General features: G+C 73.0%; 15 protein-coding genes. 4 read left to right on the plus strand and 11 right to left on the minus strand.

What is annotated here, in order from left to right; all coding sequences use genetic code 11:
* Window positions 1-77 precede the first annotated feature (77 nt).
* Window positions 78-893, plus strand: coding sequence for a DUF3097 domain-containing protein (locus KUM39_RS23460; protein WP_217787750.1), 816 nt, complete (start codon window positions 78-80; stop codon window positions 891-893).
* Window positions 894-1,039: 146 nt separating this feature from the next.
* Here KUM39_RS23460 and hemW read toward each other — a convergent pair whose 3' ends face one another.
* From hemW to lepA, 4 genes are all read right to left on the minus strand, one after another.
* Entirely contained in the window at window positions 1,040-2,272 is a 1,233-nt protein-coding gene (hemW, locus tag KUM39_RS23465) for a radical SAM family heme chaperone HemW (protein WP_217787751.1), read from the minus strand.
* Window positions 2,273-2,568: 296 nt separating this feature from the next.
* Window positions 2,569-4,404 carry an ATP-binding SpoIIE family protein phosphatase gene (locus KUM39_RS23470; protein WP_217787778.1) on the minus strand — a complete coding sequence of 612 codons (1,836 nt, stop codon included), beginning with the start codon at window positions 4,402-4,404 and terminating at the stop codon, window positions 2,569-2,571.
* A 425-nt stretch (window positions 4,405-4,829) separates the two neighbouring features.
* Complete coding sequence (locus KUM39_RS23475; RefSeq protein WP_217787752.1) at window positions 4,830-6,698, minus strand: AMP-dependent synthetase/ligase; 1,869 nt, start codon at window positions 6,696-6,698, stop codon at window positions 4,830-4,832.
* Between the two features lie 268 nt (window positions 6,699-6,966).
* Window positions 6,967-8,841: a translation elongation factor 4 gene (gene lepA, locus KUM39_RS23480; RefSeq protein ID WP_217787753.1), complete on the minus strand. Its 1,875-nt coding sequence runs from the start codon at window positions 8,839-8,841 to the stop codon at window positions 6,967-6,969.
* Window positions 8,842-9,067: 226 nt separating this feature from the next.
* On the opposite strand from lepA, the gene rpsT reads away from it, so the two are divergent.
* Entirely contained in the window at window positions 9,068-9,328 is a 261-nt protein-coding gene (gene rpsT, locus KUM39_RS23485; RefSeq protein WP_217787754.1) for a 30S ribosomal protein S20, read from the plus strand.
* A 241-nt stretch (window positions 9,329-9,569) separates the two neighbouring features.
* Here the strand turns inward: rpsT and holA are convergent, their stop codons facing one another.
* The 7 genes from holA to leuS form a co-directional block, all read right to left on the minus strand.
* Window positions 9,570-10,559 (minus strand): DNA polymerase III subunit delta, encoded by a 990-nt coding sequence (holA, locus tag KUM39_RS23490; RefSeq protein WP_217787755.1) that lies wholly within the window; start codon window positions 10,557-10,559, stop codon window positions 9,570-9,572.
* Window positions 10,560-10,794: 235 nt separating this feature from the next.
* Window positions 10,795-11,049, minus strand: a complete 255-nt coding sequence (locus KUM39_RS23495) for a hypothetical protein (protein WP_217787756.1) — start codon at window positions 11,047-11,049, stop codon at window positions 10,795-10,797.
* Between the two features lie 151 nt (window positions 11,050-11,200).
* Window positions 11,201-13,771 (minus strand): ComEC/Rec2 family competence protein, encoded by a 2,571-nt coding sequence (locus KUM39_RS23500; RefSeq protein WP_217787757.1) that lies wholly within the window; start codon window positions 13,769-13,771, stop codon window positions 11,201-11,203.
* Complete coding sequence (locus KUM39_RS23505) at window positions 13,768-14,589, minus strand: ComEA family DNA-binding protein (RefSeq protein ID WP_443732240.1); 822 nt, start codon at window positions 14,587-14,589, stop codon at window positions 13,768-13,770. The genes KUM39_RS23500 and KUM39_RS23505 overlap by 4 nt, the downstream gene beginning before the upstream one ends.
* Window positions 14,590-15,194: 605 nt before the next feature.
* Complete coding sequence (locus KUM39_RS23510) at window positions 15,195-16,040, minus strand: DegV family protein (protein ID WP_217787759.1); 846 nt, start codon at window positions 16,038-16,040, stop codon at window positions 15,195-15,197.
* 88 nt (window positions 16,041-16,128) lie between these two features.
* A complete protein-coding gene (locus tag KUM39_RS23515; RefSeq protein ID WP_217787760.1) occupies window positions 16,129-16,800 on the minus strand; it encodes a hypothetical protein in 672 nt (223 codons plus the stop codon).
* Window positions 16,801-17,119: 319 nt separating this feature from the next.
* Window positions 17,120-19,996 carry a leucine--tRNA ligase gene (leuS, locus tag KUM39_RS23520; RefSeq protein WP_217787761.1) on the minus strand — a complete coding sequence of 959 codons (2,877 nt, stop codon included), beginning with the start codon at window positions 19,994-19,996 and terminating at the stop codon, window positions 17,120-17,122.
* 580 nt (window positions 19,997-20,576) lie between these two features.
* Between leuS and KUM39_RS23525 the strand changes: the two genes are divergently transcribed.
* Both KUM39_RS23525 and KUM39_RS23530 read left to right on the plus strand, forming a co-directional pair.
* Complete coding sequence (locus KUM39_RS23525) at window positions 20,577-21,800, plus strand: cytochrome b/b6 domain-containing protein (RefSeq protein WP_217787762.1); 1,224 nt, start codon at window positions 20,577-20,579, stop codon at window positions 21,798-21,800.
* The gene (locus KUM39_RS23530; RefSeq protein ID WP_217787763.1) at window positions 21,797-23,407 is read left to right on the plus strand and encodes an NADH-quinone oxidoreductase subunit NuoF family protein; all 1,611 of its coding nucleotides are present in this window, start codon (window positions 21,797-21,799) and stop codon (window positions 23,405-23,407) included. The genes KUM39_RS23525 and KUM39_RS23530 overlap by 4 nt, the downstream gene beginning before the upstream one ends.
* The last annotated feature ends 117 nt before the right edge of the window (window positions 23,408-23,524 follow it).

Raw genomic sequence — 23,524 nt, forward strand, 5'->3', positions numbered from 1 at the left:
GGGACGCCGACTGCTGACGATGACGGGATTCGGCGTGTCGTGAAAGCAGTTGCCGCGTTTCTCCTATCGTCATCCGAATGCGCCAGTACTCGACGGACCTGACTCCCCCTTGGAAGAAGCCGCAGCAGCCCGCCCCCGAGATCGCGGCGGAGCCCGGTCTGGTGGTGGAGGAGCCCGCCACCGGTTTCTGCGGGGCGGTGATCCGCTGCGAGGCGGGCACGGTCACTCTGGAGGACCGCTTCGGCAAACACCGGGTCTTCCCGATGGAACCCCGGGGTTTTCTGCTGGAGGGCAGGGTCGTCACCCTGGTACGCCCCTCGGCCGCCGGTCCGGCGAAGCCCGCCCGCACCGCCTCCGGCTCGGTCGCGGTCCCCGGCGCGCGGGCGCGGGTGGCACGCGCCGGGCGCATCTACGTCGAGGGTCGCCACGACGCCGAACTGGTCGAGCGGGTCTGGGGCGACGACCTGCGCGTCGAGGGCGTGGTCGTGGAGTATCTGGAGGGCGTGGACGATCTCCCGTCCGTCGTCGCGGAGTTCGCCCCCGGCCCGGACGCGCGCCTCGGTGTTCTGGTCGATCACCTGCTGCCGGGCACCAAGGAGTGGCGCATCGCCCAGTCCGTGACCAGCGACCACGCCCTGGTCGTCGGCCACCCCTACATCGACATCTGGGAAGCGGTGAAACCCTCCTCGGTCGGCATCCCCGCCTGGCCCCGCGTCCCCCACGGCCAGGACTGGAAGACCGGCGTCTGCCACGCCCTCGGCTGGCCCGACAACACCGGCGCCGTCTGGCAGGCCATCCTGAAAAAGGTCACGTCCTACAAGGACCTGGAACCGGAACTCCTCGGCAGAGTGGAGGAGTTGATCGACTTCGTCACGGGAGGCGGTGCGGAGTGACGTCGGGACAGGTGCCGAAGTCGCCGGTGTCCAACTCGATACCGAGCGGGGTGAGCGGGAGTCCGGCGCCGAACTTGGTGATCCGTTGCGCCACGCAGTCCGCCCTGTCCCCCGCCGGTCCCCGCGGATTCACCCACAGGGATGGATCAGTCCACCAGGTCCCGGACCACCGCGTCCGCCAGGAGGCGGCCCCGGAGGGTGAGGGCCGCGTGGCCGGAGGCGTAGTCCTCGGGGCGGAGGAGGCCGTCGGCGAGGTGGCGGGCGGCCGCTTCGCGGCCCGCCGGGTGCAGCAGGGTCAGGGGGACGCCGTCGCGGAGGCGGAGTTCGAGGAGGACGCGTTCCACGCGGCGGTCCTCGTGGGTGAGGAGTTCGCGTCCGGCGCCCGGGGAGCGGCCGGAGGCCAGGGCGGCGGCGTAGGCGCCGGGGTGCTTGACGTTCCACCAGCGGACGCCGCCGGTGTGGGAGTGGGCGCCGGGTCCGGCGCCCCACCAGTCGGCGCCGCGCCAGTACAGCTCGTTGTGCAGGCAGCGGGCCGCCTCGGAGGTGGCCCAGTTGGAGACCTCGTACCAGTGGAAACCGGCCGCCGACAGCGCCTCCTCCGCGATGAGGTAGCGGTCGGCGTGCACGTCGTCGTCGGTCATCGGGACCTCGCCGCGCCGGATGCGCCGGGCGAGCTGGGTGCCCTCCTCCACGATCAGCGCGTACGCGGAGACGTGGTCAGGTCCGGCGCTGATCGCCGCGTCCAGCGAGGCCCGCCAGTCGTCGTCGGACTCGCCGGGGGTGCCGTAGATCAGGTCGAGGTTGACGTGTTCGAACCCAGCCGCGCGGGCCTCCGCGACACACGCCTCGGGGCGGCCGGGGGTGTGGGTGCGGTCGAGGATCCTCAGAACGTGCTGCCGGGCGCTCTGCATGCCGAAGGAGATGCGGTTGAAGCCGCCCGCGCGGAGTTCCGCGAGGTAGGCGGGGTCCACGGACTCCGGGTTGGCCTCGGTGGTGACCTCCGCGTCGGGTGCGAGCCCGAACTCGTCGCGGATCGCGCCGAGCATCGTCACGAGGTCGGCGGCGGCCAGCAGGGTCGGCGTACCGCCCCCGACGAAGACCGTGCGGACCGGCCGGGGGTCGTCGCCCAGCACCTTGCGGGCGAGCCGGATCTCGTCGGTCAGGGTGTCCGCGTAGTTGTCCCGCGAGGCGAGGACACCGCCGCTGCCGCGCAGCTCGGTCGCGGTGTACGTGTTGAAGTCGCAGTACCCGCAGCGGGTCGCGCAGTACGGGACGTGCAGATAGAAACCGAGGGGCCGGTCGGCGGCGCCCGCGAGCGCGGAGGCGGGCAGCGCGCCGTCGTCGGGGACCGGCTCGCCGTCGGGGAGTGCGGAAGGCATGTCCTCCATTGTCCCGTACGGGACGCGGGCGCCGATCCGGGCGGGGTGCGGGGGTGCCGGGGAGGCCTGAGGGTGCGGGGGGGGATGCGTCCCGTAGGGGCCGCCGGTGGATGCCGTAGGGGGCACTGGACGTCGTAGGGGGCGCTGGACGCCGTAGGGGGCGCCGGTGATCCCCTAAGGGCCACCGTGAGCCCCGTCACCGTGAACCTCGTCACCCTGAACCCCCTACGGGCCGCCGCAGCCCCCTACGGGTCCACCAGCCCCTCCCCCGCCCCGGTCTGGCCCCGGAGGGGGTCTCAGCCCGCCTGGAGGACCAGCAGCGCGAGATCGTCCTCAGGGCGTTCGTCGCCGAAGTCGTGGACCAGGCGGCGGATGCGCCGGGCGATGGAGTCGGCGTCCAGGCCCGCGCAGCCGGACAGGGCGTGGGCGAGGCCGTCGCCGTCGTCGAACTGGCGGGAGCCGGAGCGGCGCTCGGTGACCCCGTCGGTGACGCACAACAGGCTTTCGCCGGGCCGGAGTTCAACGGTCTCGCTGGTGTACGTCTCGTCCTCCACCACCCCCAGCAGCGTCTGCGGGCGGGCGGCGGCGCCGACCGAGCCGTCGGGGCGCAGTACCAGCGGCAGCGGGTGCCCGGCGGAGGCGAGGGTGCAGCGGACGCCGTCGTCGTGCGGGACGAGTTCGCCGTAGAGCAGGGACAGGAACCGGGTCTGCGGGCCGTCGCCGCCGGTCGGCGGGCGGCCCCCGGCGGCGACCAGCGCGCGGGCGGCGGCGTCGGCGGCCTCGGTGGACTCGTCCAGCAGGAGCTGGTTGAGGCGGTCGAGGACGTCCGCGACGCGGTAGCCCTCGCGGGCCAGCAGCCGCAGCCAGGGCCGGACGAGGCCGATCATGACGGCGGCCTCGGGCCCCTTGCCCTGGACGTCGCCGACGGCGAAGCACCAGCGCCCGTCACCGGCCGGGAAGAGGTCGTAGAAGTCGCCGCTGGGGCCGCCGGTGTCGCGGGGCTCATAGACGACGGCGCTGGTCATCCGGGGTATCCGCGCGACCGCGCCGGGCAGCAGGCCGCGCTGGAGGACGGCGCTGATGGTGGCCTGGCGGGCGTACTGCCGGGCCGCGCCGACGGCGAGGGCGACGCGGCGGCTCAGGTCCTCGACCAGGCCGGTGATCTCGTCGGGGAAGCCCGCCGGGCCGTACCGTCCGATGACCAGGGTGCCGACGGGGCTGCCGCCCGCGACCAGCCGGTAGGCGAGCGCGGCGCCCGGCGTCCCGTCCGGGCCGAGCGCCTCGCCGGGCCAGGGGTACGGCTCCGGGCCCGGCGCGAATCCCCCGGGCGGCCGGGGCGGGTCCTTCTCCAGTACGCGGGCCAGTTCCTCGACGCGCTGCTCCCCGGCGTGGTGCCAGACGCGGGCCGGTGCGCCCCCGGCGCCGCCGCGCACGCTGGCCTCGTCCTCCAGCCACACCGCGCACCAGTCCGCGAGGCGGGGCACGATCAGCTGGCCGGTGAGGGCGATGACGAGGGTCTCGTCGAGCTGTCCGGCGAGCAGGTCGGAGGCTTCGGCGAGGAAGGTGAGGGCGCCCCTGCCGAGCCAGTCGCGGTCACTGCCGGAGCGGTGCTGCGGGGCGAGTGCCTCGGCGGTGTCGAGGGCGGGGAGGGGCGCGGGGGCGCCGGGTTCCTCGCGGGGCCGGGCGGGGAGCAGCGCCCAGACGGTCTTGGCGCCGGGGCGGTAGGTGACGCCCCAGGTCTCCGCGAGGGTGGCGACGAGGCGCAGGCCTCGCCCGTGCTCGGGGACCTCGTGCGGGGTGCCGGGGGCGGCCGGGTCGCGCGGGGCACGGGCGGCGTGCCGGTCTCCGACCTCCACGACGAACGCGCCGTCCTCCTGGAGCCGCCAGGCGACATCGATCTCGGTGCCCGCGTGCACGACGGCGTTGGTGACGAGTTCGCTGACGACGGCCGCCGCGTCGTCGGCCTGCCGTCCGGCGGTACGCGGATCGGTGAGCCCCCGCTCGGCCCACTCCTGGAACGCGGCGCGTACGAGGGCGCGCGCGGACCCCGGTGCGACGGGACTGCCGGGCAGCGTGGCCCGCCCCGGCGCCGCACCGGCCGCCGGCTCCCGTTGCGTGGGTATGGCCGCCATGTCCATGCGGCCAGCCTGGCAGAACCGGCCTTCCTCAACGGCTGTCCGCGCGAACCGGCCGACAATGGGCGCGAGTTGTGCTAAGCGGAACACGACCGGACCCCGACCCGTCCCCACCCGGACAGAAACGGTGCTCATCCGGGCGGGGCTGGGGTGGCGCGGGGTGGTGAAGGAACACATGGCGCGCGACCACATGGTGTGACGCCACATGGCGAGACCGCTCATGGGGCGACCTCATATGGAGCCGCACCACATGGCACCGGGCCACATGGGGCCGGGGCACATAGGGCCGGGCCACATAGCTGCGGGCAACATGGCGGGAGACCGGCATGGCTCCGCCGACGTATCGCAGCCACACGGCCAAGCCCCCGCCGCAGCCCCGGCCCCGGCCCCGGCCCCGCTCCCGCCGGCCGTGGGCGCCCGCCTCAGGCCTCCCGTGTCCCCGTGTACATCTCGTCGATCAGCGCCTTGTACTGCCGCTCCACCACCGGCCGCTTCAGCTTCAGGCTCGGGGTGATCTCGCCGTGCTCGATGTCGAGGTCGCGCGGCAGGAGCCGGAACTTCTTGATGGTCTGCCAGCGCTGGAGACCGGAGTTGAGTTCGCGGACGTAGCCGTCGATGAGCTCGACGGTCTGCGGGGCGGCGACGACATCGGCGTACGCCTTGCCCTCCAGGCCGTTGTCCGCGGCCCACTGGAGGATGGTGGGCTCGTCGAGGGCGATGAGGGCGGTGCAGTAGTTCCGGTCGGCGCCGTGCACCAGGATGTTGGAGACGTAGGGGCAGACCGCCTTGAACTGGCCCTCGACCTCGGCGGGGGCGACGTACTTGCCGCCGGACGTCTTGATCAGGTCCTTCTTGCGGTCGGTGATGCGGAGGTAGCCGTCCACGGACAGCTCCCCGATGTCCCCGGTGTGGAACCAGCCGTCGCTCTCCAGCACCTCGGCGGTCTTCTCGGGCTGCTGGTGGTAGCCCTGCATGACGCCGGGGCCGCGCAGCAGGATCTCGCCGTCGTCCGCGATGCGCACCTCGCAGCCGGGCACCGGCTTGCCGACGGTGCCGATGCGGTACGCCTCGCCGGGGTTGACGAAGGAGGCGGCGGAGGTCTCGGTGAGGCCGTAGCCCTCCAGGATGTGGATACCGGCACCGGCGAAGAAGAAGCCGATCTCGGGCGCGAGCGCGGAGGCACCGGAGATGCAGGCGCGCAGCCGCCCGCCGAACGCCTCGCGGATCTTGCCATAGACGAGCCGGTCGGCGACCTTGTGCTTGGTGGTGAGGCCGACCGGCGCGGAGGCGGTGCCGGTGCGGCGGAAGTTGTCCTGGGTGACCTTGGCGTACTCGCGGGCGACCTCGGCGGCCCACTGGAAGATCTTGTACTTGGCGGGTCCGCCCTCGCGGGCCTTGGCGGCGACGCCGTTGTAGACCTTCTCGAAGATGCGCGGCACGGCGGCCATGTAGGTCGGCCGGACCACCGGCAGGTTCTCCACGATCTTGTCCACCCGCCCGTCCACGGCGGTGACGTGCCCGACCTCGATCTGCCCGGAGGTGAGCACCTTGCCGAAGACGTGCGCGAGCGGCAGCCACAGGTACTGCACGTCGTCGCGGCGGACGAGCCCGGTCGCGGCGATGGCCTTGGCCATGTACGACCAGTTGTCGTGCGGGAGGCGCACGCCCTTGGGGCGGCCGGTGGTGCCGGAGGTGTAGATGAGCGTGGCGAGCTGCTCGCGGGTGATCGCGCCGACCTTCTCCTTGATCAGCTCGGGGTGCGTGGCGAGGTGTGCGGTGCCCCGGCGCTCCAGCTCGTCGAGGGTGATCACCCAGTCGTCGGTCTCGACCCCGGCCGCGTCGATGACGACGACCTGGGCGAGCGCGGGCAGCTCGGACCGCTTCTCGCGCGCCTTGGCGACCTGGGCCGCGTCCTCCGCGATCAGCACGCGGCTGGCGGAGTCGGACAGGATGAACGCGGACTCGTCGGCGTTGGTCTGCGGGTAGACGGTGGTGGTGGCGCCGCCCGCGCAGAGGATGCCGAGGTCGGCGAGGATCCACTCGACGCGCGTGGAGGAGGCGAGCGCGACCCGCTGCTCGGGCTCCAGACCCAGTTCGATCAGACCGGCGGCGACGGCGAAGACCCGCTGCGCGGCCTCGTCCCAGGTCAGCGAGCGCCACTCGTCGGGTCCCCGCTCGGCCGGGACCGGGTAGCGGTAGGCCTCGGCGTCCGGTGTCGCTGCCACCCGCTCCAGGAACAGGGTGGCGACGGACGGCGGACGGTTCTCGATCTGGGCGTGTGTGTCGGTCACGACATCCTCCGGGGCCCGCGGCGGCGGTGCGGCTGGCTCATCAGGTGCGGCTGGGGTCACTCACGGGTGGGGTACGGCTACGTTGTTTAACTCACGAGTAACTATCGAGCAGGCATCAGCGTAAGCGCCGACCGGCGCGCACGTAAGAGGCCTCGGCCAGTCGGTTTCCACGGAGAGCGACGTTACGCACGCGTAGGGGCCCGCCGCACTTTCGTACGACGGGCCCCTCGATGTCCGCTTTACGAACGGTGACCCCGGGTCACCCCCGCTACTTCTTGCCCTTGGCCGACCCCGCGCTGTCATCGCTGGACAGAACCGCGATGAAGGCTTCCTGGGGAACCTCCACGGAACCCACCATCTTCATCCGCTTCTTGCCTTCCTTCTGCTTCTCCAGCAGCTTCCGCTTACGGGAGATGTCACCGCCGTAGCACTTGGCGAGGACGTCCTTGCGGATGGCGCGGATGGTCTCGCGGGCGATGACCCGCGCGCCGATGGCGGCCTGGACCGGGACCTCGAAGCTCTGCCGCGGGATCAGTTCCCGCAGCTTGGCGACGAGCCGTACGCCGTACGCGTACGCCTGGTCCCGGTGGGTGATCGCGGAGAACGCGTCCACCTTGTCGCCGTGCAGCAGGATGTCCACCTTGACCAGGGTGCTGCTCTGCTCGCCGGTGGGCTCGTAGTCCAGCGAGGCGTAGCCGCGGGTCTTGGACTTCAGCTGGTCGAAGAAGTCGAAGACGATCTCCGCGAGCGGCAGGGTGTAGCGGATCTCGACGCGGTCCTCGGAGAGGTAGTCCATGCCGAGCAGGGTGCCGCGCCGGGTCTGGCACAGCTCCATGATCGCGCCGATGAACTCGGTGGGCGCGAGGATCGTGGCCCGCACGACCGGCTCGTACACCTCGTCGATCTTGCCCTCGGGGAACTCGCTGGGGTTGGTGACGGTGTGTTCGACACCGTCCTCCATGACCACGCGGTAGACCACGTTGGGGGCGGTGGCGATCAGGTCGAGGCCGAACTCGCGCTCCAGGCGCTCCCGGATCACGTCCAGGTGCAGCAGGCCGAGGAAGCCGACGCGGAAGCCGAAGCCGAGCGCGGCGGACGTCTCCGGCTCGTACACCAGGGCGGCGTCGTTGAGCTGGAGCTTGTCCAGCGCCTCACGCAGCTCCGGGTAGTCCGAGCCGTCCAGCGGATACAGACCCGAGAAGACCATCGGCCGGGGGTCCTTGTAGCCGCCGAGGGCCTCGGTCGCGCCCTTGACCTGGCTGGTGACGGTGTCACCGACCTTGGACTGGCGGACGTCCTTCACACCGGTGATCAGATAGCCCACCTCACCGACGCCGAGGCCGTCGGAGGGCAGCATCTCGGGCGAGCTGACACCGATCTCCAGCAGCTCGTGGGTGGCGCCGGTGGACATCATCCGGATGCGCTCGCGCCTGTTGAGCTGCCCGTCGATGACACGGACGTACGTCACGACGCCCCGGTACGAGTCGTACACCGAGTCGAAGATCATCGCGCGGGCCGGGGCGTCCGCGACGCCGACCGGCGCCGGGATCTCCTTGACGACCTTGTTCAGCAGCGCGTCCACACCGAGACCGGTCTTCGCGGAGACCTTCAGCACGTCGTCGGGGTCGCAGCCGACCAGGTTCGCCAGTTCCTCGGCGAACTTCTCCGGCTGGGCGGCCGGGAGGTCGATCTTGTTGAGCACCGGGATGATCGTGAGGTCGTTCTCCATCGCCAGATACAGGTTGGCGAGGGTCTGCGCCTCGATGCCCTGGGCCGCGTCCACCAGCAGCACGGTGCCCTCACAGGCCGCGAGCGACCGCGACACCTCGTACGTGAAGTCCACGTGGCCGGGGGTGTCGATCATGTTGAGGATGTGCGTACTGCCCTGGTCGGGGCCCTCGGTGGGGGCCCAGGGCAGCCGTACCGCCTGGGACTTGATCGTGATGCCGCGCTCGCGCTCGATGTCCATGCGGTCGAGGTACTGGGCGCGCATCTGGCGCTGCTCCACCACGCCGGTGAGCTGGAGCATGCGGTCGGCGAGCGTCGATTTGCCGTGGTCGATGTGGGCGATGATGCAGAAATTGCGGATCAGCGCCGGGGCGGTACGGCTCGGCTCGGGCACGTTGTCAGGGGTCGCGGGCACGCAGGGTCCTGTCTCTTGAGGCGCCTTGTGCCTCGGGTCGGATCGATACGTAGCTTCTATGGTCCCACGGGGACGGACCGGGAACCGTTTTGGGCCGCTCGCAGGGCCACTGGTACTGTAGATGGCTGTGCCTCATGCCCTCTCGGCCGGAGGCACGTCCGAGAAATTTTGGATCACCGGCACGGCGGCCGTACGGCTCCGTGCCTGAACCTGAAAAGGCTCCTTCGTGGCGAACATCAAGTCCCAGATCAAGCGGATCAAGACCAACGAGAAGGCTCGTCAGCGCAACAAGGCTGTCAAGTCCTCCCTGAAGACCGCGGTCCGCAAGGCCCGTGAGGCCGCTGCCGCGGGTGACGTCGAGAAGGCCACCGAGCTGCAGCGCGTCGCCGCGCGTGCCCTCGACAAGGCCGTCTCCAAGGGCGTCATCCACAAGAACCAGGCCGCCAACAAGAAGTCGGCGCTTGCTTCCAAGGTCGCGTCCCTCTAAGGACCACACCTGCTGATCTGACCGCCGGAAGGACCCAGAGCGGGCCCTCTCTCATCCGCTCCCGACCGGCACCCAGGGTTCGTCCGCGGCCTGCGTTCGCCACGCGGGGACGGACCCGGCAGCTGTACGAGAACCCCGGCGCGCCTCCCTTCGGGGAGGGGCGCCGGGGTTCTCGGCTTTCCGGTTCCGGGGGGCGGCTCCTCCGGGGCGGCTTTTCAGGGGCGGCTCCTCGGGAGCGGGCTCAGCCCCGGCCCCGTGAGCGGGCGGCTCGCGCGATGGTCACCACGGCTTTCTCCAGGGCGTATTCGGGGTCGTCGCCGCCGCCCTTGACGCCCGCGTCGGCTTCCGCGACGGCGCGGAGGGCGACGGAGACGCCGTCGGGGGTCCAGCCGCGCATCTGCTGGCGGACGCGGTCGATCTTCCAAGGGGGCATGCCGAGTTCGCGGGCGAGGTCGGCGGGGCGGCCTCCGCGCGCGGAGGAGAGCTTGCCGATGGCGCGGACGCCCTGGGCGAGCGCGCTGGTGATCAGCACCGGCGCCACCCCGGTGGAGAGCGACCAGCGCAGCGCCTCCAGGGCCTCCGCCGTACGGCCCTCCACCGCGCGGTCGGCCACGGTGAAGCTGGAGGCTTCGGCGCGGCCGGTGTAGTAGCGGCCGACGACCGCCTCGTCGATGGTGCCCTCGATGTCCGCGACGAGCTGGGTGACGGCCGAGGCCAGCTCGCGCAGGTCACTGCCGATGGCGTCCACCAGCACCTGGCACGCCTCGGGGGTGGCCGAGCGGCCGAGCGCCCGGAACTCCTGCCGGACGAAGGCCAGCCGGTCCGCCGGTTTGGTCATCTTCGGGCAGGCCACCTCACGGGCGCCCGCCTTCCGCGCCGCGTCCAGCAGCGCCTTGCCCTTGGCGCCGCCCGCGTGCAGCAGGACGAGGGTGATCTCCTCGGCGGGCGCGCCGAGATACGCCTTCACGTCCTTGACCGAGTCCGCCGACAGGTCCTGCGCGCCCCGCACCACCACGACCTTGCGCTCCGCGAACAGCGAGGGGCTGGTCAGCTCCGCGAGCGTGCCGGGCTGCAACTGCTCGGCGGTCAGGTCCCGTACGTCCGTGTCGGCGTCGGCCGCCCGCGCCGCCACGACCACGTCCCGCACGGCACGGTCGAGCAACAGGTCTTCCTGGCCCACGGCGAGCGTCACCGGGGCGAGGGGATCGTCTTCAGCGTTCTTCCTGGCCATCACGACCAGCATCCCACGGGGGTACGACAACGAGGGGTACGACGGTGGGGGGTACGACAGGGGGGGGACGAACGTGGGGGGGTACGACAACGGGGGGCGCCGCCGACGCCGACCGCACCCGGCGCGTGGGCTGGGGCCGAGCCGGGGCCAGGACGGCCGGGGTCGGGGCCGGGGCCGGGGCGGAGGGGACTGGGACTGGGGCTGAGGCTGGGGCGGAGGGGGCTGGGGGCGAGGCTCACGGCTCCTCGCGCCAGCCGTCCCACTCCCCCGCGAACGCGTCCAGCTCCGCCGGGTCGAGCCGCCCGGCCTCGTCGCGGAGGACGACCAGCCACTGGGCGTCCTCGGCGTCGTCCTCACCGGCCAGCGCGTCCCGTACGAGCCGGGGCTCCTCGTCCGTCCCGAACCGTTCCCCCAGCACCTCGGCCACCTCCTCGGCGGCCTCCCGGTCGGGCAGCACCAGCACATGTCTCACATCACTCACGTCCCACATTGTCCGGCACCCGGAGCACCACCCCGCTCACCCGCCCGTCCTCCGCTCCGGTTCCCCGCCGCGGTCGTACACGGCACCGCTGCCTGCTTGCCGGGCGAGAGTCCGACGATCGCCCGCTCCTTCTCAGGGTTACCGCTCGGACACGCCTCGGTCAGCGGGTCGTCGTCACGCGTATCCCGCCTTCCCCGGTGGTGATCGCCACGGCTCCGTCCCTGTCCGTGCGGAGGGTTCTGGCGCCCGTCCGCCGGAGCGCGTCCAGGGTGACCGGGGAGGGGTGGCCGTAGGTGTTGTCGGCGCCCACCGAGATGAGGGCCAGGCGGGGGGAGGTGAGGTGGAGCAGGTCCGGGTCCTGGAAGGGGCTGCCGTGGTGGGCGACCTTCAGAATGTCCACGCGGCCCAGGGCGGACGCCATCGGAGAGCGGAACAGCTCTTGCTGGGACGGGGGTTCGAGGTCGCCCAGGAGCAGCACGCGGAGCCCTGCCGTGCGGGCCAGGAGGGTCACGCTCGCGTCGTTCGGGTCGGCGGGGAAGGAGTCGGCCGGGGGCCGGAGCACCTGCCAGGACAGGCCGTCCGTTCCGCGCTCCTCGCCCGCTGTGGCACGGGTGACCGGGATGCCGTGGGCCGCTGCCTGCCGGTGGACGAACGCCGCCTGGTCCGGGGGTTCTTCGTACGGGGTCGTCTCGATCGCGGCCACCGTGCGGTCCCGGAGGACTCCGGGGAGGCCCGCCACATGGTCGGCGTGGAAGTGGGTCAGCAGGAGGAGCGGGACACGGGTCACCCCGAGGGCGCGCAGACAGTGGTCCACGGCGTCCGGGTCGGGGCCCGCGTCCACGACGACTGCCGTACCCGCGCCCGCCGCCAGGACGGTGGCGTCACCCTGGCCCACGTCGCACATCGCGTATCTCCAGCCGGGCGGCGGCCAGCCGGTCAGGACGCGGGTCAGCGGGGCCGGGCGGAGCACCGCGAGCAGCAGGAGGAGGGACAGGGCGCCGTACCACCAGGGGCTGCGGGGCAGACGGCGGGCCAGCATGACCAGGGCCGCCGTGAGCCCGGCGAGGAGGAACGCCCCGGCCCAGCTTCCCGGCCAGGCCACCGTGGCACCCGGCAAACCCGCTCCCGTGCGGGCCACGGTGGCGATCCAGCCGGTGGGCCAGCCCGCGCACCAGGCCAGCGCCCCGGCGCCCGCCGTCCACAGGGGCGCCACGGCCAGTGCCGCGAACCCCAGTACGGTCGCGGGGGCCACGGCCAGCTCCGCCAGCAGGTTGCAGGGAACCGCCACCAGGCTCACCCGGGCCGACAGCACCGTGACGACCGGCGCGCACAGCGCCTGCGCGGCGGCAGCGGCGGCCAGTGCCTCGGCGAGCCGGGGCGGCAGCCCCCTGCGGCGCAGCGCCTCGCTCCAGCGCGGGGCGAGGACGAGCAGCGCGCCGGTGGCCAGCACCGAGAGCAGGAAGCCGTAACTCCGGGACAGCCAGGGATCGTAGAGGACGAGGAGCAGGACCGCCGTGGCGAGGGCCGGGATCAGGGAGCGGCGGCGGCCGGTCGCCAGGGCGAGCAGGGCCACTGCGCCGCAGGCCGCCGCGCGCAGCACGCTGGGGTCGGGACGGCACACGATCACGAAGGCGAGCGTCAGCGCCCCGGCGAGCAGCGCGGTGGTGCGCAGCGGCAGGCCCAGGCGCGGTGCCAGGCCCCGGCGTTCCGCGCGCTGTGCCAGACCGGGCGGGCCGATGAGCAGGGCGAGCAGGATGGTCAGGTTGCTGCCCGACACCGCGAGCAGATGCGTCAGGTCCGTCTTCTCGAACGCCTCGGCCAACTCGGGTTCGATGCGCGCGGTGTCTCCCACCACCAGACCGGGGAGCAACGCCCGTGCGTCCGGGGGGAGTTGGTCCGTCGCCTCGCGCAGCCCCGCCCGCAGCCGCCCCGCGAGCCGCTGCGGCCCGCTCGGACCCGCCAGGGTCTCCGGCTCGGGCCACTTCCGTACGCGCAGTACGGCCGCGCTCCGGTCGCCTCCGGACAGCGCCGGTGCCAGGCGGGCGGTGACCCGGAGCCGGGTGGAGGGGAGCAGGGCGAGCCAGACGGCACGGGCGTCCCGTGCCCGCGGGGCGCCGGGAGGCACCGGCGCCGGGGTGCCCTGATCCACGGTGAGCAGAACCGGGGTGAGAGTCCTGGTCTCCGTGCCGTCCGCCTCCCGTACGCGCCGTACCTCCGCCCTGGCCACCACGCTCACCGGTGCCGCGTGGTCACCGCGCACCCGGGGCCTGCTCAGCCAGGGGTCGCCGGTCAGCTCCAGTTCCGCCGTCACCGTGGCGTAGCGGCGGGCCAGTTCGGGCAGCGGGCCGCGCCGCAGGTCCGCGCCGTGCAGTCCGGCGGAGGCCGCTGCCGCCGCGACGCAGAGGAGCAGGGCCGCCGCCGAGGGGCGGGTCCAGGAGCGCCGGGGGTCACCGGCCGCACGCCGCCGCGCGACGTACAGCAGGACCACCCCGGCCACCAGACACCCCACCGCGACCCCCGCGCCCCAGCGGGGACCCGCGTCCAGCACCAGGGCCGCCGTCGCCCACGCCCCGAGAGCGGGGAGCACCAGGCGCAGGTCCATCGGCGCGGGCGGGTCGGCCGTACGGTCCGCTGCCGAGTCCGCCGCGCGGTCCGCCGCCGAGTGGCCAGCCGTACGTTCCGCCGCCCGGCCAGCCGAAGAGTCCGCCCTACGGCGCTCCGGAGCCCTCATGGCCGCACCAGCTCCCGCAGATCCGCGAATCGTCGCTCCCCGATGCCGTTGACCTCCCGCAGCTCCTCCACCGAGCGGAAACCGCCGTGCCGGGTGCGGTAGTCCACGATGTGCTGGGCCAGCACCGGACCCACGCCGGGCAGGCTGTCCAGCTGGTCCACGGTCGCCGTGCCCAGCGAGACGGGCTGCACCGGCCCCGCTCCCCCAGCGCCCCCGCCCACGGCCCCTCCACCGGCGACCGCACCGCCGCTGCCCGCACCGCCGACCCCGGCCACCGGCACGCCCGCGCCCACCGCCTGCGCGGGCACACCCACCAGCACCTTTTCACCGTCCACCAGGAACCGCGCCCGGTTCAGCCCATCGGTGTTCACACCGGGCCGCACCCCGCCCGCGGCCTTCAGCGCGTCCGCGACCCGCGAGCCCGCCGGAAGCCGCCGTACGCCCGGCGCGCGGACCTTGCCGCCGATGTCCACGACGACGAAACCACCGGCGGGAGTGGCAGGCATCCCGGCCGCGGCGGCGGGACCCGTCGCGGCGGACGGCCTCAACGGCTCGCCCGTGCGCACGACTTGAGGCACGCCGACCTTCTCCGGACGTGCCACCCAGAAGTGCCGCGCGGCGAACAGCGCCGCCACCACCAGCACCACCGCGAGCGCCAGCACCGCCCGCCGGTCCACCGCGCACCGGGCCTGCGCCCACACCGGCAACCGCTCCCGCACAGCCAGCCCGACCCGCTCCCGCAGCCCCGGAGCCCCGGCACCGACACCGGCCTCACCCGCGCCCTCAGGCGCCCCGGGGACACAGCCCTCCCACCTCATCGCCCCCGTCCCAGAGACCGTCAGCTCCCCCGGCGGCGGCCAACTCCCCAACTCCCGCTCCCGGTCCCGGTCCCGCACCGCGTGTTGACCGAACAGCCGCTCAGCCCGCCGCCGTACCTCATCTGCCGGTGCGGGCGCCCGGCGCCGGGCCGCCCGACGGCGCGAGCCCGCACCCACGCCCCGACCAGCGCCCGTACGACCGCCCGCGACCGCGCCGGGGGGACCCGGGGACCGGTGCCGGTCGCGGACGTCGGAACCGGAGCCCCGGCCGGGACCGCTACTCGAAGTGACCGTGCGTACACGTGATCGAAGCGCCATGCGACGAGGATCGGGCATCCACGCGATCCGCGATGATCATGGTCGATTTCCGTGGAGCAGCAGCAGGTTGTGGAAAACCCCGTCCCTCACACGAGTGACGGGGACCGAGAACCCGCAGGACCGAGCGCCCCTCCACAGGACCAAGAACCCTCAGAGCCGAGCCCGCCTCAACGGCCGAGCCTCCCGCAGAGCCGAGAACCCGCAGAGCCGAGCCCGCTTCCACGCCCCAGAGCACCATCCGCCAACTCCCCCACACGCACCCCCCGTCCAAGCCGCCGCAGGCACCCTCAGCGCTGGGAGACCACGACCCCCAGCAGTCCAGGCCCCGTGTGCGCCCCGATCACCGCTCCCACCTCGCTGACATGCAGCTCCGCCAGGCCCGGCACGCGTGCCCGGAGCCGTTCCGCGAGAGCGGACGCCCGCTCGGGGGCCGCGAGATGATGGACGGCGATGTCGGTCTCCGCACCGCCCGCGCGGTCGGCGGCGATCTCCTCCAGGCGGGCGATGGCCCGCGACGCCGTACGGACCTTCTCCAGCGGTTCGATGCGCCCGGAGTCCAGCCGGAGCAGCGGCTTGACGGCGAGGGCGGAGCCCAGCAGGGCCTGGGCCGCGCCGATGCGTCCACCGCGCCGGAGATAGTCGAGGGTGTCCACGTAGAAGTAGGCCGTGGTCCCGGCGGCACGTTTCTCCGCCGCTGTCACCGCCTCGTCGGCCGAGCCGCCCCCCTCCGCGACCTGGGCCGCCGCGAGCGCGCAGAAACCGAGGGCCATAGCGACCATCCCGGTGTCCACCACCCGGACCGGCACCGGTGCCTCACGGGCCGCGAGGACGGCCGCGTCGTAGGTGCCCGACAGCTCGGCGGAGAGGTGCAGGGAGACGATGTCGGTCGCGCCGGACTCCGCGAGCCCGCGATAGACGGCGGTGAACTCCTGCGGGCTGGGCCGGGAGGTGGTCACCGGGCGTCGCTTCTGGAGGGCCTGGGCCAGGGAGCGGGTGGAGATCTCGGTGCCCTCTTCGAGCGCCCGGTCCCCGAGGACGACGGTCAGCGGCACCCTGGTGATGCCGTGGCGCTCCATCGTCCGGGGCGGCAGATAGGCCGTGGAATCGGTGACGATGGCGACATGGCGGGACATGTGCTGGAGGTTACCTGCCGTAGGGGGTGTGCGACGGTCCGGGCCCGGAGTGCCGGGCCGCGCCCCGGAGCGGCCGGGACGGGTCCGCTCACGTGGTGCTCTCGGGGCGGGGCTTCTTCTGCCAGGGGTAGGAGGGGCGCGGTCCGGGCGGGGTGATCGCGTGCGCGGGCTCCGCCACCGAACGGCCGCCCACGTCGGACGCGGCACCGGGACCGGAGGTCGTCCAGTGCCGCAGCGCGCCCGCCTCCACGTCGATCTGGGCGCTGAGGCCGTCCAGGTCGTCGTCGGAGAAGCGGGCGGCCCGGTCGCGCGCGGCCCAGCGCAGGGAGTCGGCGGAGGCGGTGATCCGCTGCGTACGGGAGCGCAGCTCGGGCAGGAGCGCGGCCAGCGCGTTCCGGTCGGGCTCGGACTCCAGGCGTCTGAGGTCGGCGTCCAGGGTGCGGCCGTGCGCGCTGAGCCGCTCGAAGAGGCCGAGGGACTCCTTCAGGGAGACGTCCTCGGCGGCACCCGCGTGCAGCGCGTCCTGGGTCGCGCGCATCGAGGTGCGCAGGGTCAGGCGGAGCTGGGCGATCTCGCCCGCCGGGCCGGGCTGGGTGAAGGTCCTGGCGCGCAGGGTGTGGTCCTCGACGGTGCGCCTGGCCTGGGCCACCGTGCGGTCCACCCCGCGTTTGGCGGCACCCACCACCTTCACCGTGGCGTACACCCCGGCCGCGACGAACAGCAGGAAGAGCACGGTGATCACGACGACCAGTGTTTCCACGGCTCCTCCTCCGCCCGGCGCGACGGGCAGCGCCGCGTCCTCCTACCACCGTAAACGCTGCGGGCAGGCCCGGAGTTCCGGAAGAACCCCGAACCTGCCCTTAGGGGACTACCCCGACACGGCCGACACAGCTGCCACGGCCCGCACAGTCAACACAGCCCACACGGCCCCAACAGGCGCGCCCGAGCCGCCGAGGCCCACGACCCGAGGCCCCCGCACGGGCCCCGACCCGAGCCGCCAAGCCCCCGCCCCCGCACGCGAACCCCGCACACCAGGCCCTCGGCAGAGCCCCTCAGCCCGCAGGCCTCGGCAGAGTCCCTCAGCCGGTGACGATGTTCACCAGCTTCGGTGCCCGCACGATCACCTTCCGCACCACGGCCCCGTCCAGCGCCGACGTGACCCGCTCGTCGGACAGCGCGGCCTTCTCCAGGTCGGCGTCGGTGATGTCGGGCGACACCTCCAGGCGGGCCCGGACCTTGCCCTTGATCTGCACGACGCAGGTCACCGTCTCGTCCACGACGTAGCGCGGGTCGGCCACGGGGAAGTCCCGGTGGACGACGGAGTCGGTGTGGCCCAGGCGGCGCCACAGCTCCTCGGCGACGTGCGGGGCCAGCGGCGCCGCCATCAGTACCAGGGGCTCGGCGACCGCACGGGGCACCGCGCCGCCCGCCTTGGTCAGGTGGTTGTTCAGCTCGGTGAGCTTGGCGATGGCGGTGTTGAAGCGCAGGCCCTCCAGGTCCTGGCGCACCCCGTCGATCGCCTTGTGCAGCGCGCGCAGCGTGTCCTCGTCGGCCGCGCCGTCGGTGACGGTGACCTCGCCGCTCTCCTCGTCCACGACGTTGCGCCACAGCCGCTGGAGCAGCCGGAACTGCCCGACGACCGCGCGGGTGTCCCAGGGGCGGGAGACGTCCAGCGGACCCATCGCCATCTCGTACAGGCGCAGGGTGTCGGCGCCGTACTCGGCACAGATCTCGTCCGGAGTGACCGCGTTCTTCAGGGACTTGCCCATCTTGCCCAGCAGTCGGCCGACCTGCTCGCCCTCGTAGTACCAGGCGCCGTCCCGCTCCTCGACCTCGGCGGCCGGGACCGGGAAGCCGCGGGCGTCGCGGTAGACGTACGCCTGGATCATGCCCTGGTTGTACAGCTTGTGGAACGGCTCGGCGGAGGAGACGTGGCCCAGGTCGAACAGCACCTTGGACCAGAACCGGGCGTACAGCAGGTGCAGTACGGCGTGCTCGGCGCCGCCGACGTAGAGATCGACTCCGCCGTGCGGCAGGCCCTCGCGGGGGCCCATCCAGTACCGCTCGATCTCGGGATCGACCAGGGCGGTGTCGTTGTGCGGGTCCAGGTAGCGCAGTTCGTACCAGCAGGAACCGGCCCAGTTGGGCATGGTGTTGGTCTCGCGGCGGTACTTCTTCGGGCCGTCGCCCAGGTCCAGGGTGACGTTGACCCAGTCCGCGTTGCGGGACAACGGGGTCTCGGGGCGGGTGTCGGCGTCGTCGGGCTCGAAGGTGCGCGGGGAGTAGTCCTCGACCTCGGGCAGCTCCAGCGGCAGCATCGACTCGGGCAGGGCGTGGGCGATGCCGTCCTCGTCGTAGACGATCGGGAAGGGCTCGCCCCAGTAGCGCTGGCGGCTGAACAGCCAGTCGCGCAGGCGGAAGTTGACGGTGCCCTCGCCGATGCCCTCGCGCTCCAGCCACTCGGTGATGCGGGCCTTGGCGTCGGTGACGCCCAGGCCGTCCAGACTCACCTTGTCGTTGGCCGAGTTGACGCTGGTCGCTTCGTAGGAGGCGAAGGCGTCGTCCCAGGCGGCCGGGTCGGTGCCGCGGCCGTCGGTGGGGCCGACCACGCAGCGCATGGGCAGTTCGAAGGCGCGCGCGAAGGCGAAGTCACGGCTGTCGTGGGCGGGTACGGCCATGATCGCGCCGGTGCCGTAGCCCATCAGGACGTAGTCCGCGATGAAGACGGGGACGCGCTCGCCGTTGACCGGGTTGACGGCGTACGCGCCGGTGAAGACGCCCGTCTTGTCCTTGGCCTCGGCCTGGCGCTCCACGTCGGACTTGGCGGCGGCCTGCGCACGGTAGGCGGCGACGGCGTCGGCCGGGGAGGCGTGTCCGCCGGTCCACACGTCGTGGGTGCCCTCGGGCCAGGCGGCCGGGGTGATGGTCTCCACCAGGGGGTGTTCGGGGGCCAGCACCATGTACGTGGCGCCGAATAGCGTGTCCTGGCGGGTGGTGAAGACGGTGATCCGCTCGTCCCCGACGGGGAAATCGACGCGGGCGCCCTCGCTGCGGCCGATCCAGTTGCGCTGCTGGAGCTTGATCGCCTCGGGCCAGTCCAGCCCGTCCAGGTCGTCCAGCAGCCGGTCGGCGTAGGCGGTGATGCGCATGTTCCACTGGCGCAGCTTGGCCTTGAAGACGGGGAAGTTGCCGCGCTCGGAGCGGCCGTCGGCGGTGACCTCCTCGTTGGCCAGCACGGTGCCCAGACCGGGACACCAGTTGACCGGCGCGTCGGAGGCGTAGGCCAGCCGGAACCCGCCCAGCACGTCGGCGCGTTCGGCGGCGGTCAGCTCGGACCAGGCGCGGTCGGTGCCGGGGACGGCGCGCTCACCGGAGGCGAACTGCGCGACCAGTTCCGCGATCGGGCGGGCGCGGCGGGCCTCCTGGTCGTACCAGGAGTCGAAGATCCGCAGGAAGATCCACTGCGTCCACTTGTAGTAGTCCGGGTCGATGGTGGCGAACGAGCGGCGCTTGTCGTGGCCCAGGCCCAGGCGGCGCAGCTGGGCCTTCATGTTCTCCATGTTGGCCTCGGTGGACACGCGCGGGTGCGTGCCGGTCTGCACAGCGTACTGCTCGGCGGGCAGGCCGAAGGCGTCGAAGCCCAGGGTGTGCAGGACGTTGTGGCCGGTCATCCGCTGGAACCGGGCGTACACGTCGGTGGCGATGTACCCCAGCGGGTGGCCGACGTGGAGTCCCGCACCCGAGGGGTAGGGGAACATGTCCATGATGAACTTCTTGGGCCGCGCGACCACCTCGGGGTCGCCCGCCAGGTCACCCTTGGGGTTGGGGGCGGCGTAGGTGCCGTCGGCGTCCCAGAAGTCCTGCCAGCGTGCCTCGATCTCGGTCGCCAGGGCGGCCGTGTAGCGGTGCGGCGCGGCGTCCGGGGTGGCGGCGGCAGCGGGGTTCGTCTCGCTCATCGTCCTCAAAGCTCCATCGATCGTCTCTGCCTGCGGAATTCCTGCGGGATGCGGGCGGAAGGCCGGGGATGCCGCAGAAATGAGAAAACCCCTCGCACATGGAGGGGTGGCCGCGCCGATGCCGACCCGTCCGGTCCTGCCCGGAGGTCGGTACTGATCAGCGCGGCCCGCTAAGCAGAAGGCGTACGGCACGCATGGCGTCAGAGTACCGCAGGGGCCGCGCGCCGGGCGAAGCGGTACGGGACGGGGCCGGAGCCGTACCGGACAGGGGCGCAGCCGTATGGGAGCCGCACGGGAGCCGTACGGGACAAGGGCGAAGCGCTACGGAACGGCGGCGAAGTCGTACGGGACGGGGCACGACCCACGCCACATCACGCCCCAGCGACCCACGCCACATCCCGCCCCTTGAGCAACCCGCCCCCCGCATCCGTATGCCTGATGGACATGTCACAGGACGCCGAAACGGACCGCCCGACACTGAACAGCGGACGCGATCGCTCAAAGTGCGTACCAACCGGTATGCCGCCACCTAGAGTTCGGCAGCGGGACCGCCTTCCCGGAACTGCTCGGAGTTGCCCCCATGAACCCTCGTCGTAACCACAGTTCGCTCCCCAGACCCGGCCGCTCGGCCTATGGGGTGGCGTCCGCCGTCGTCCTGCTGCTGATACCCGTGGTGGTGCTGGTCGGAGGCAGCCAGTTCCGCGAGTTCCTGAACTTCGGCGCGGGTGTGCTCTGTCTGGTGTCGCTGAGCTGCTCGGTCATCTGGGGCCTGTTCGCACAGGACCGGATCTTCCTCAACACCCGCCAGCGGATCGTCGGTCAGGCCGTGCACCGGACGACATCCGTGGCCTCGATCGCGTTCCTGCTGCTGCACATCACCACGAAGATCGCCCTGGACCACACCCAGGTCATCGCGGCGCTCGTCCCCTTCTCGCTCGGCGTCACCGGCACCGGCGGCCTGATCGGGCTCGGTTCGCTCGCCGGACTGCTGATGATCTTCGTCGGCGTGACCGGCGCGCTGCGCAGCAACTTCGCCGCGCCCGCGCCCGTCGCCTCCCGCTGGCGCGCGATGCACATGCTCGCCTACCCGGCCTGGTGCGCGGCCCTGGTGCACGGCCTGTACGCGGGCCGTCAGGCGAAGCCGGTCTTCGTGATCCTCTACAGCGTCTCGCTGCTCGGCGTGATGGCCGCCGTCGCGCTGCGCGCCGCTCCGCGCCCGGTGAAGCGGCGGGTCGCGGACCGGCTGGTCGCGGTGTTCGGCAGCTCCGAACGGACCGTGCCGACCGGTCCGGAGGCGGGCCGGTCGCGGGCCGCCGAGTCCGCCCTGCCCGGCTACGAGGGGCGCCGCGAGCCGGGGTCCCGGCGCGCCGAGGCGCCGTACCGCTCCCCCGCGCGGCCCCCGTACGGCGCACCGGCCGAACCGGCGGCCGACGGTTTCGCCGCCGCCTACCGCTCCGTCACCCCGCGGATGCCCCAGCCGCCGTACCCGCCCGCCGAGGGCCCGGCGCCGGGTACCGGAAGCTGGCCGGTGCCGTCCCCGCCACCGGTCGGCGAGGCCCCGCCGTCGCTGTACGACCCGCTCCAGGACACCGGACACATCACCCCGATCCCGGGCGGTCCGGGCATGGGCGCGCAGGGGCCGCGTGATGTGTACGACACCGGTGAGACGACCGGGGTGCGCGCGACGTACAACTCGGGTGACACGTTCAGCGGTGGTCCCGGCACCGGACCGATCCCCGGCGCGCCGTTCGACGCACCCGGCACCGGTGAACCCTGGAACACGCCGTCCGGAGGCTATAGGTGAACGAGGCCCTGCCCGACGTACCCGAGGTCCGCGTGGTCGGGCTTCCGCAGCTCACGTCGGGCTTCGACCTTGTGGAACGGCTCGACCTGGCCATGCATCTGAAGGTGCACGGCCCGCTCGACGCGCTCGGCGGCGAACAGCTCGCCCAGCTCGCGGAGCGGATCAACCTGCGCGGCAGGGGCGGGGCGGGCTTCCCGTTCCACAAGAAGCTGCGCTCGGTCGCGGAGTCCGCGATCAAGCGCGGGGTGCGGCCGGTCGTGGTCGTCAACGGCAGTGAGGACGAACCCGCCTGCCGCAAGGACACCGTCCTCATCAACCGCGCCCCGCACCTGATCCTGGACGGCGCGCTGCTGTGCGCGGAGGCGCTGGGCGCGCGGACGCTGGTGATCGGGGTGACCCGCGAGTCCACGCAGCGCTCGATGGAGAAGGCGCTGGTGGAGCGCGGCCTGGGCAACAGCCGCCGCTCCGCGCTGCGGGTGTGGGTGCAGCGCAACCCGGTGCGCATGGTGACCGGCGCCGCGGCCTCCCTGATCCGCTCGGTGGACGGCGGCCCGGCGATCCCGCCCGGCCGCAAGATCAGCGCCTCCAAGAGCGGGGTCGGCGGCGCCCCGACCCTGCTGTCCAACGCGGAGACCTTCGCGCAACTCGCCATCGCCGCCCGCATCGGCCCGGAGCGCTACCGCAACACCGGCCTGTACGACGAGCCGGGCACCGTGCTGCTCACCGTCTCCGGTGCGGTCCCGCGCCCGATGGTGATCGAGGTCCCGACGGGCGTGCCGCTGCGCTACGTCCTCCAGCTCGCCGGTGCCCCGCCGCAGCCGCAGGGTGTGCTGACCGGCGGCTACCACGGCAAGTGGATCGACGCGGCGACCCTGGACGAGGCGATCGTCTCCCGCGACTCCCTGGACGCGGTGGGGGGTTCGCTCGGTGCGGGGGCGATCCTGCCGATCAGTCAGAACACCTGCCCGCTGGGCGAGTCGCTGCGGGTGGCGCAGTGGCTGGCCGAGGAGAGCGCGGGCCAGTGCGGGCCCTGCTACCTGGGGCTGCCGGCCGCCGCGCGCGGCCTTGAGGACATCGTGAACGGCGGCGGTCCGGCCGCGCTGGAGGCGCTGAAGCAGGTGGCGAAGAACGTGAAGCGGCGCGGCGCCTGTTCGCACCCGGACGGTTCCGCGATGTTCCTGGAATCGACCATCAAGGCGTTCACCGACGACCTCGCCGCGCATGTCCTCGGCAACGGCTGCGGGCGGCCCGTGGAGGGCGTGCTGCCGCTGTACCAGGGGGGCAGGACACCGACCGGCCTGCCCGGCGGCGACCCGGAGGACACCGGCGCCAGCCGCCAGAAGATCCACGTGGACTGGACGCTCTGCCGGGGCCACGGCCTGTGCGCGGACATCCTCCCGGAGGTCTTCGAGCTGGGCGCCGACGGCTTCCCGACCGTCGCCCAGGCCCAGGTGCCGCGCTACGCGGAGGCGAAGGCGCTGCGCGCGGTACGCCGCTGCCCGGCGCTCGCGCTGCGCCTGGAGGAGGACACCCGCGGCCAGGCACCGGCGCGGAATCTGCCGGTGGTCTCGCCGCAGGGACGCGGACGGCGCGCGCTCGGACGCTGAGGCGCGCGCGAAGGGCGGGGCCGGACCAACGGGAAGCGACATGGGTCCGGCCCCGCCGCCCTGCCCGCACCACGTCCGGGCACAGTGTCCGGACACGAGAAAGCGGGCCACCCTTTC

The organism is Streptomyces corallincola, from assembly GCF_019104725.1.
GTDB classification, from domain to species: Bacteria; Actinomycetota; Actinomycetes; order Streptomycetales; family Streptomycetaceae; genus Streptomyces; species Streptomyces corallincola.

Excerpts from the sequence above, each read along its gene's own strand:
- KUM39_RS23495 (WP_217787756.1), bottom strand. The coding sequence starts at position 11,049 with ATGTGGGACGTGAGTGATGTGAGACATGTGCTGGTGCTGCCCGACCGG.
- KUM39_RS23470 (WP_217787778.1), bottom strand. The coding sequence starts at position 4,404 with ATGGCGGCCATACCCACGCAACGGGAGCCGGCGGCCGGTGCGGCGCCG.
- KUM39_RS23500 (WP_217787757.1), bottom strand. The coding sequence starts at position 13,771 with ATGAGGGCTCCGGAGCGCCGTAGGGCGGACTCTTCGGCTGGCCGGGCG.
- KUM39_RS23505 (WP_443732240.1), bottom strand. The coding sequence starts at position 14,589 with ATGAGGTGGGAGGGCTGTGTCCCCGGGGCGCCTGAGGGCGCGGGTGAG.
- hemW (WP_217787751.1), bottom strand. The coding sequence starts at position 2,272 with ATGCCTTCCGCACTCCCCGACGGCGAGCCGGTCCCCGACGACGGCGCG.
- leuS (WP_217787761.1), bottom strand. The coding sequence starts at position 19,996 with ATGAGCGAGACGAACCCCGCTGCCGCCGCCACCCCGGACGCCGCGCCG.
- holA (WP_217787755.1), bottom strand. The coding sequence starts at position 10,559 with ATGGCCAGGAAGAACGCTGAAGACGATCCCCTCGCCCCGGTGACGCTC.
- KUM39_RS23460 (WP_217787750.1), top strand. The coding sequence starts at position 78 with ATGCGCCAGTACTCGACGGACCTGACTCCCCCTTGGAAGAAGCCGCAG.
- KUM39_RS23510 (WP_217787759.1), bottom strand. The coding sequence starts at position 16,040 with ATGTCCCGCCATGTCGCCATCGTCACCGATTCCACGGCCTATCTGCCG.
- KUM39_RS23525 (WP_217787762.1), top strand. The coding sequence starts at position 20,577 with ATGAACCCTCGTCGTAACCACAGTTCGCTCCCCAGACCCGGCCGCTCG.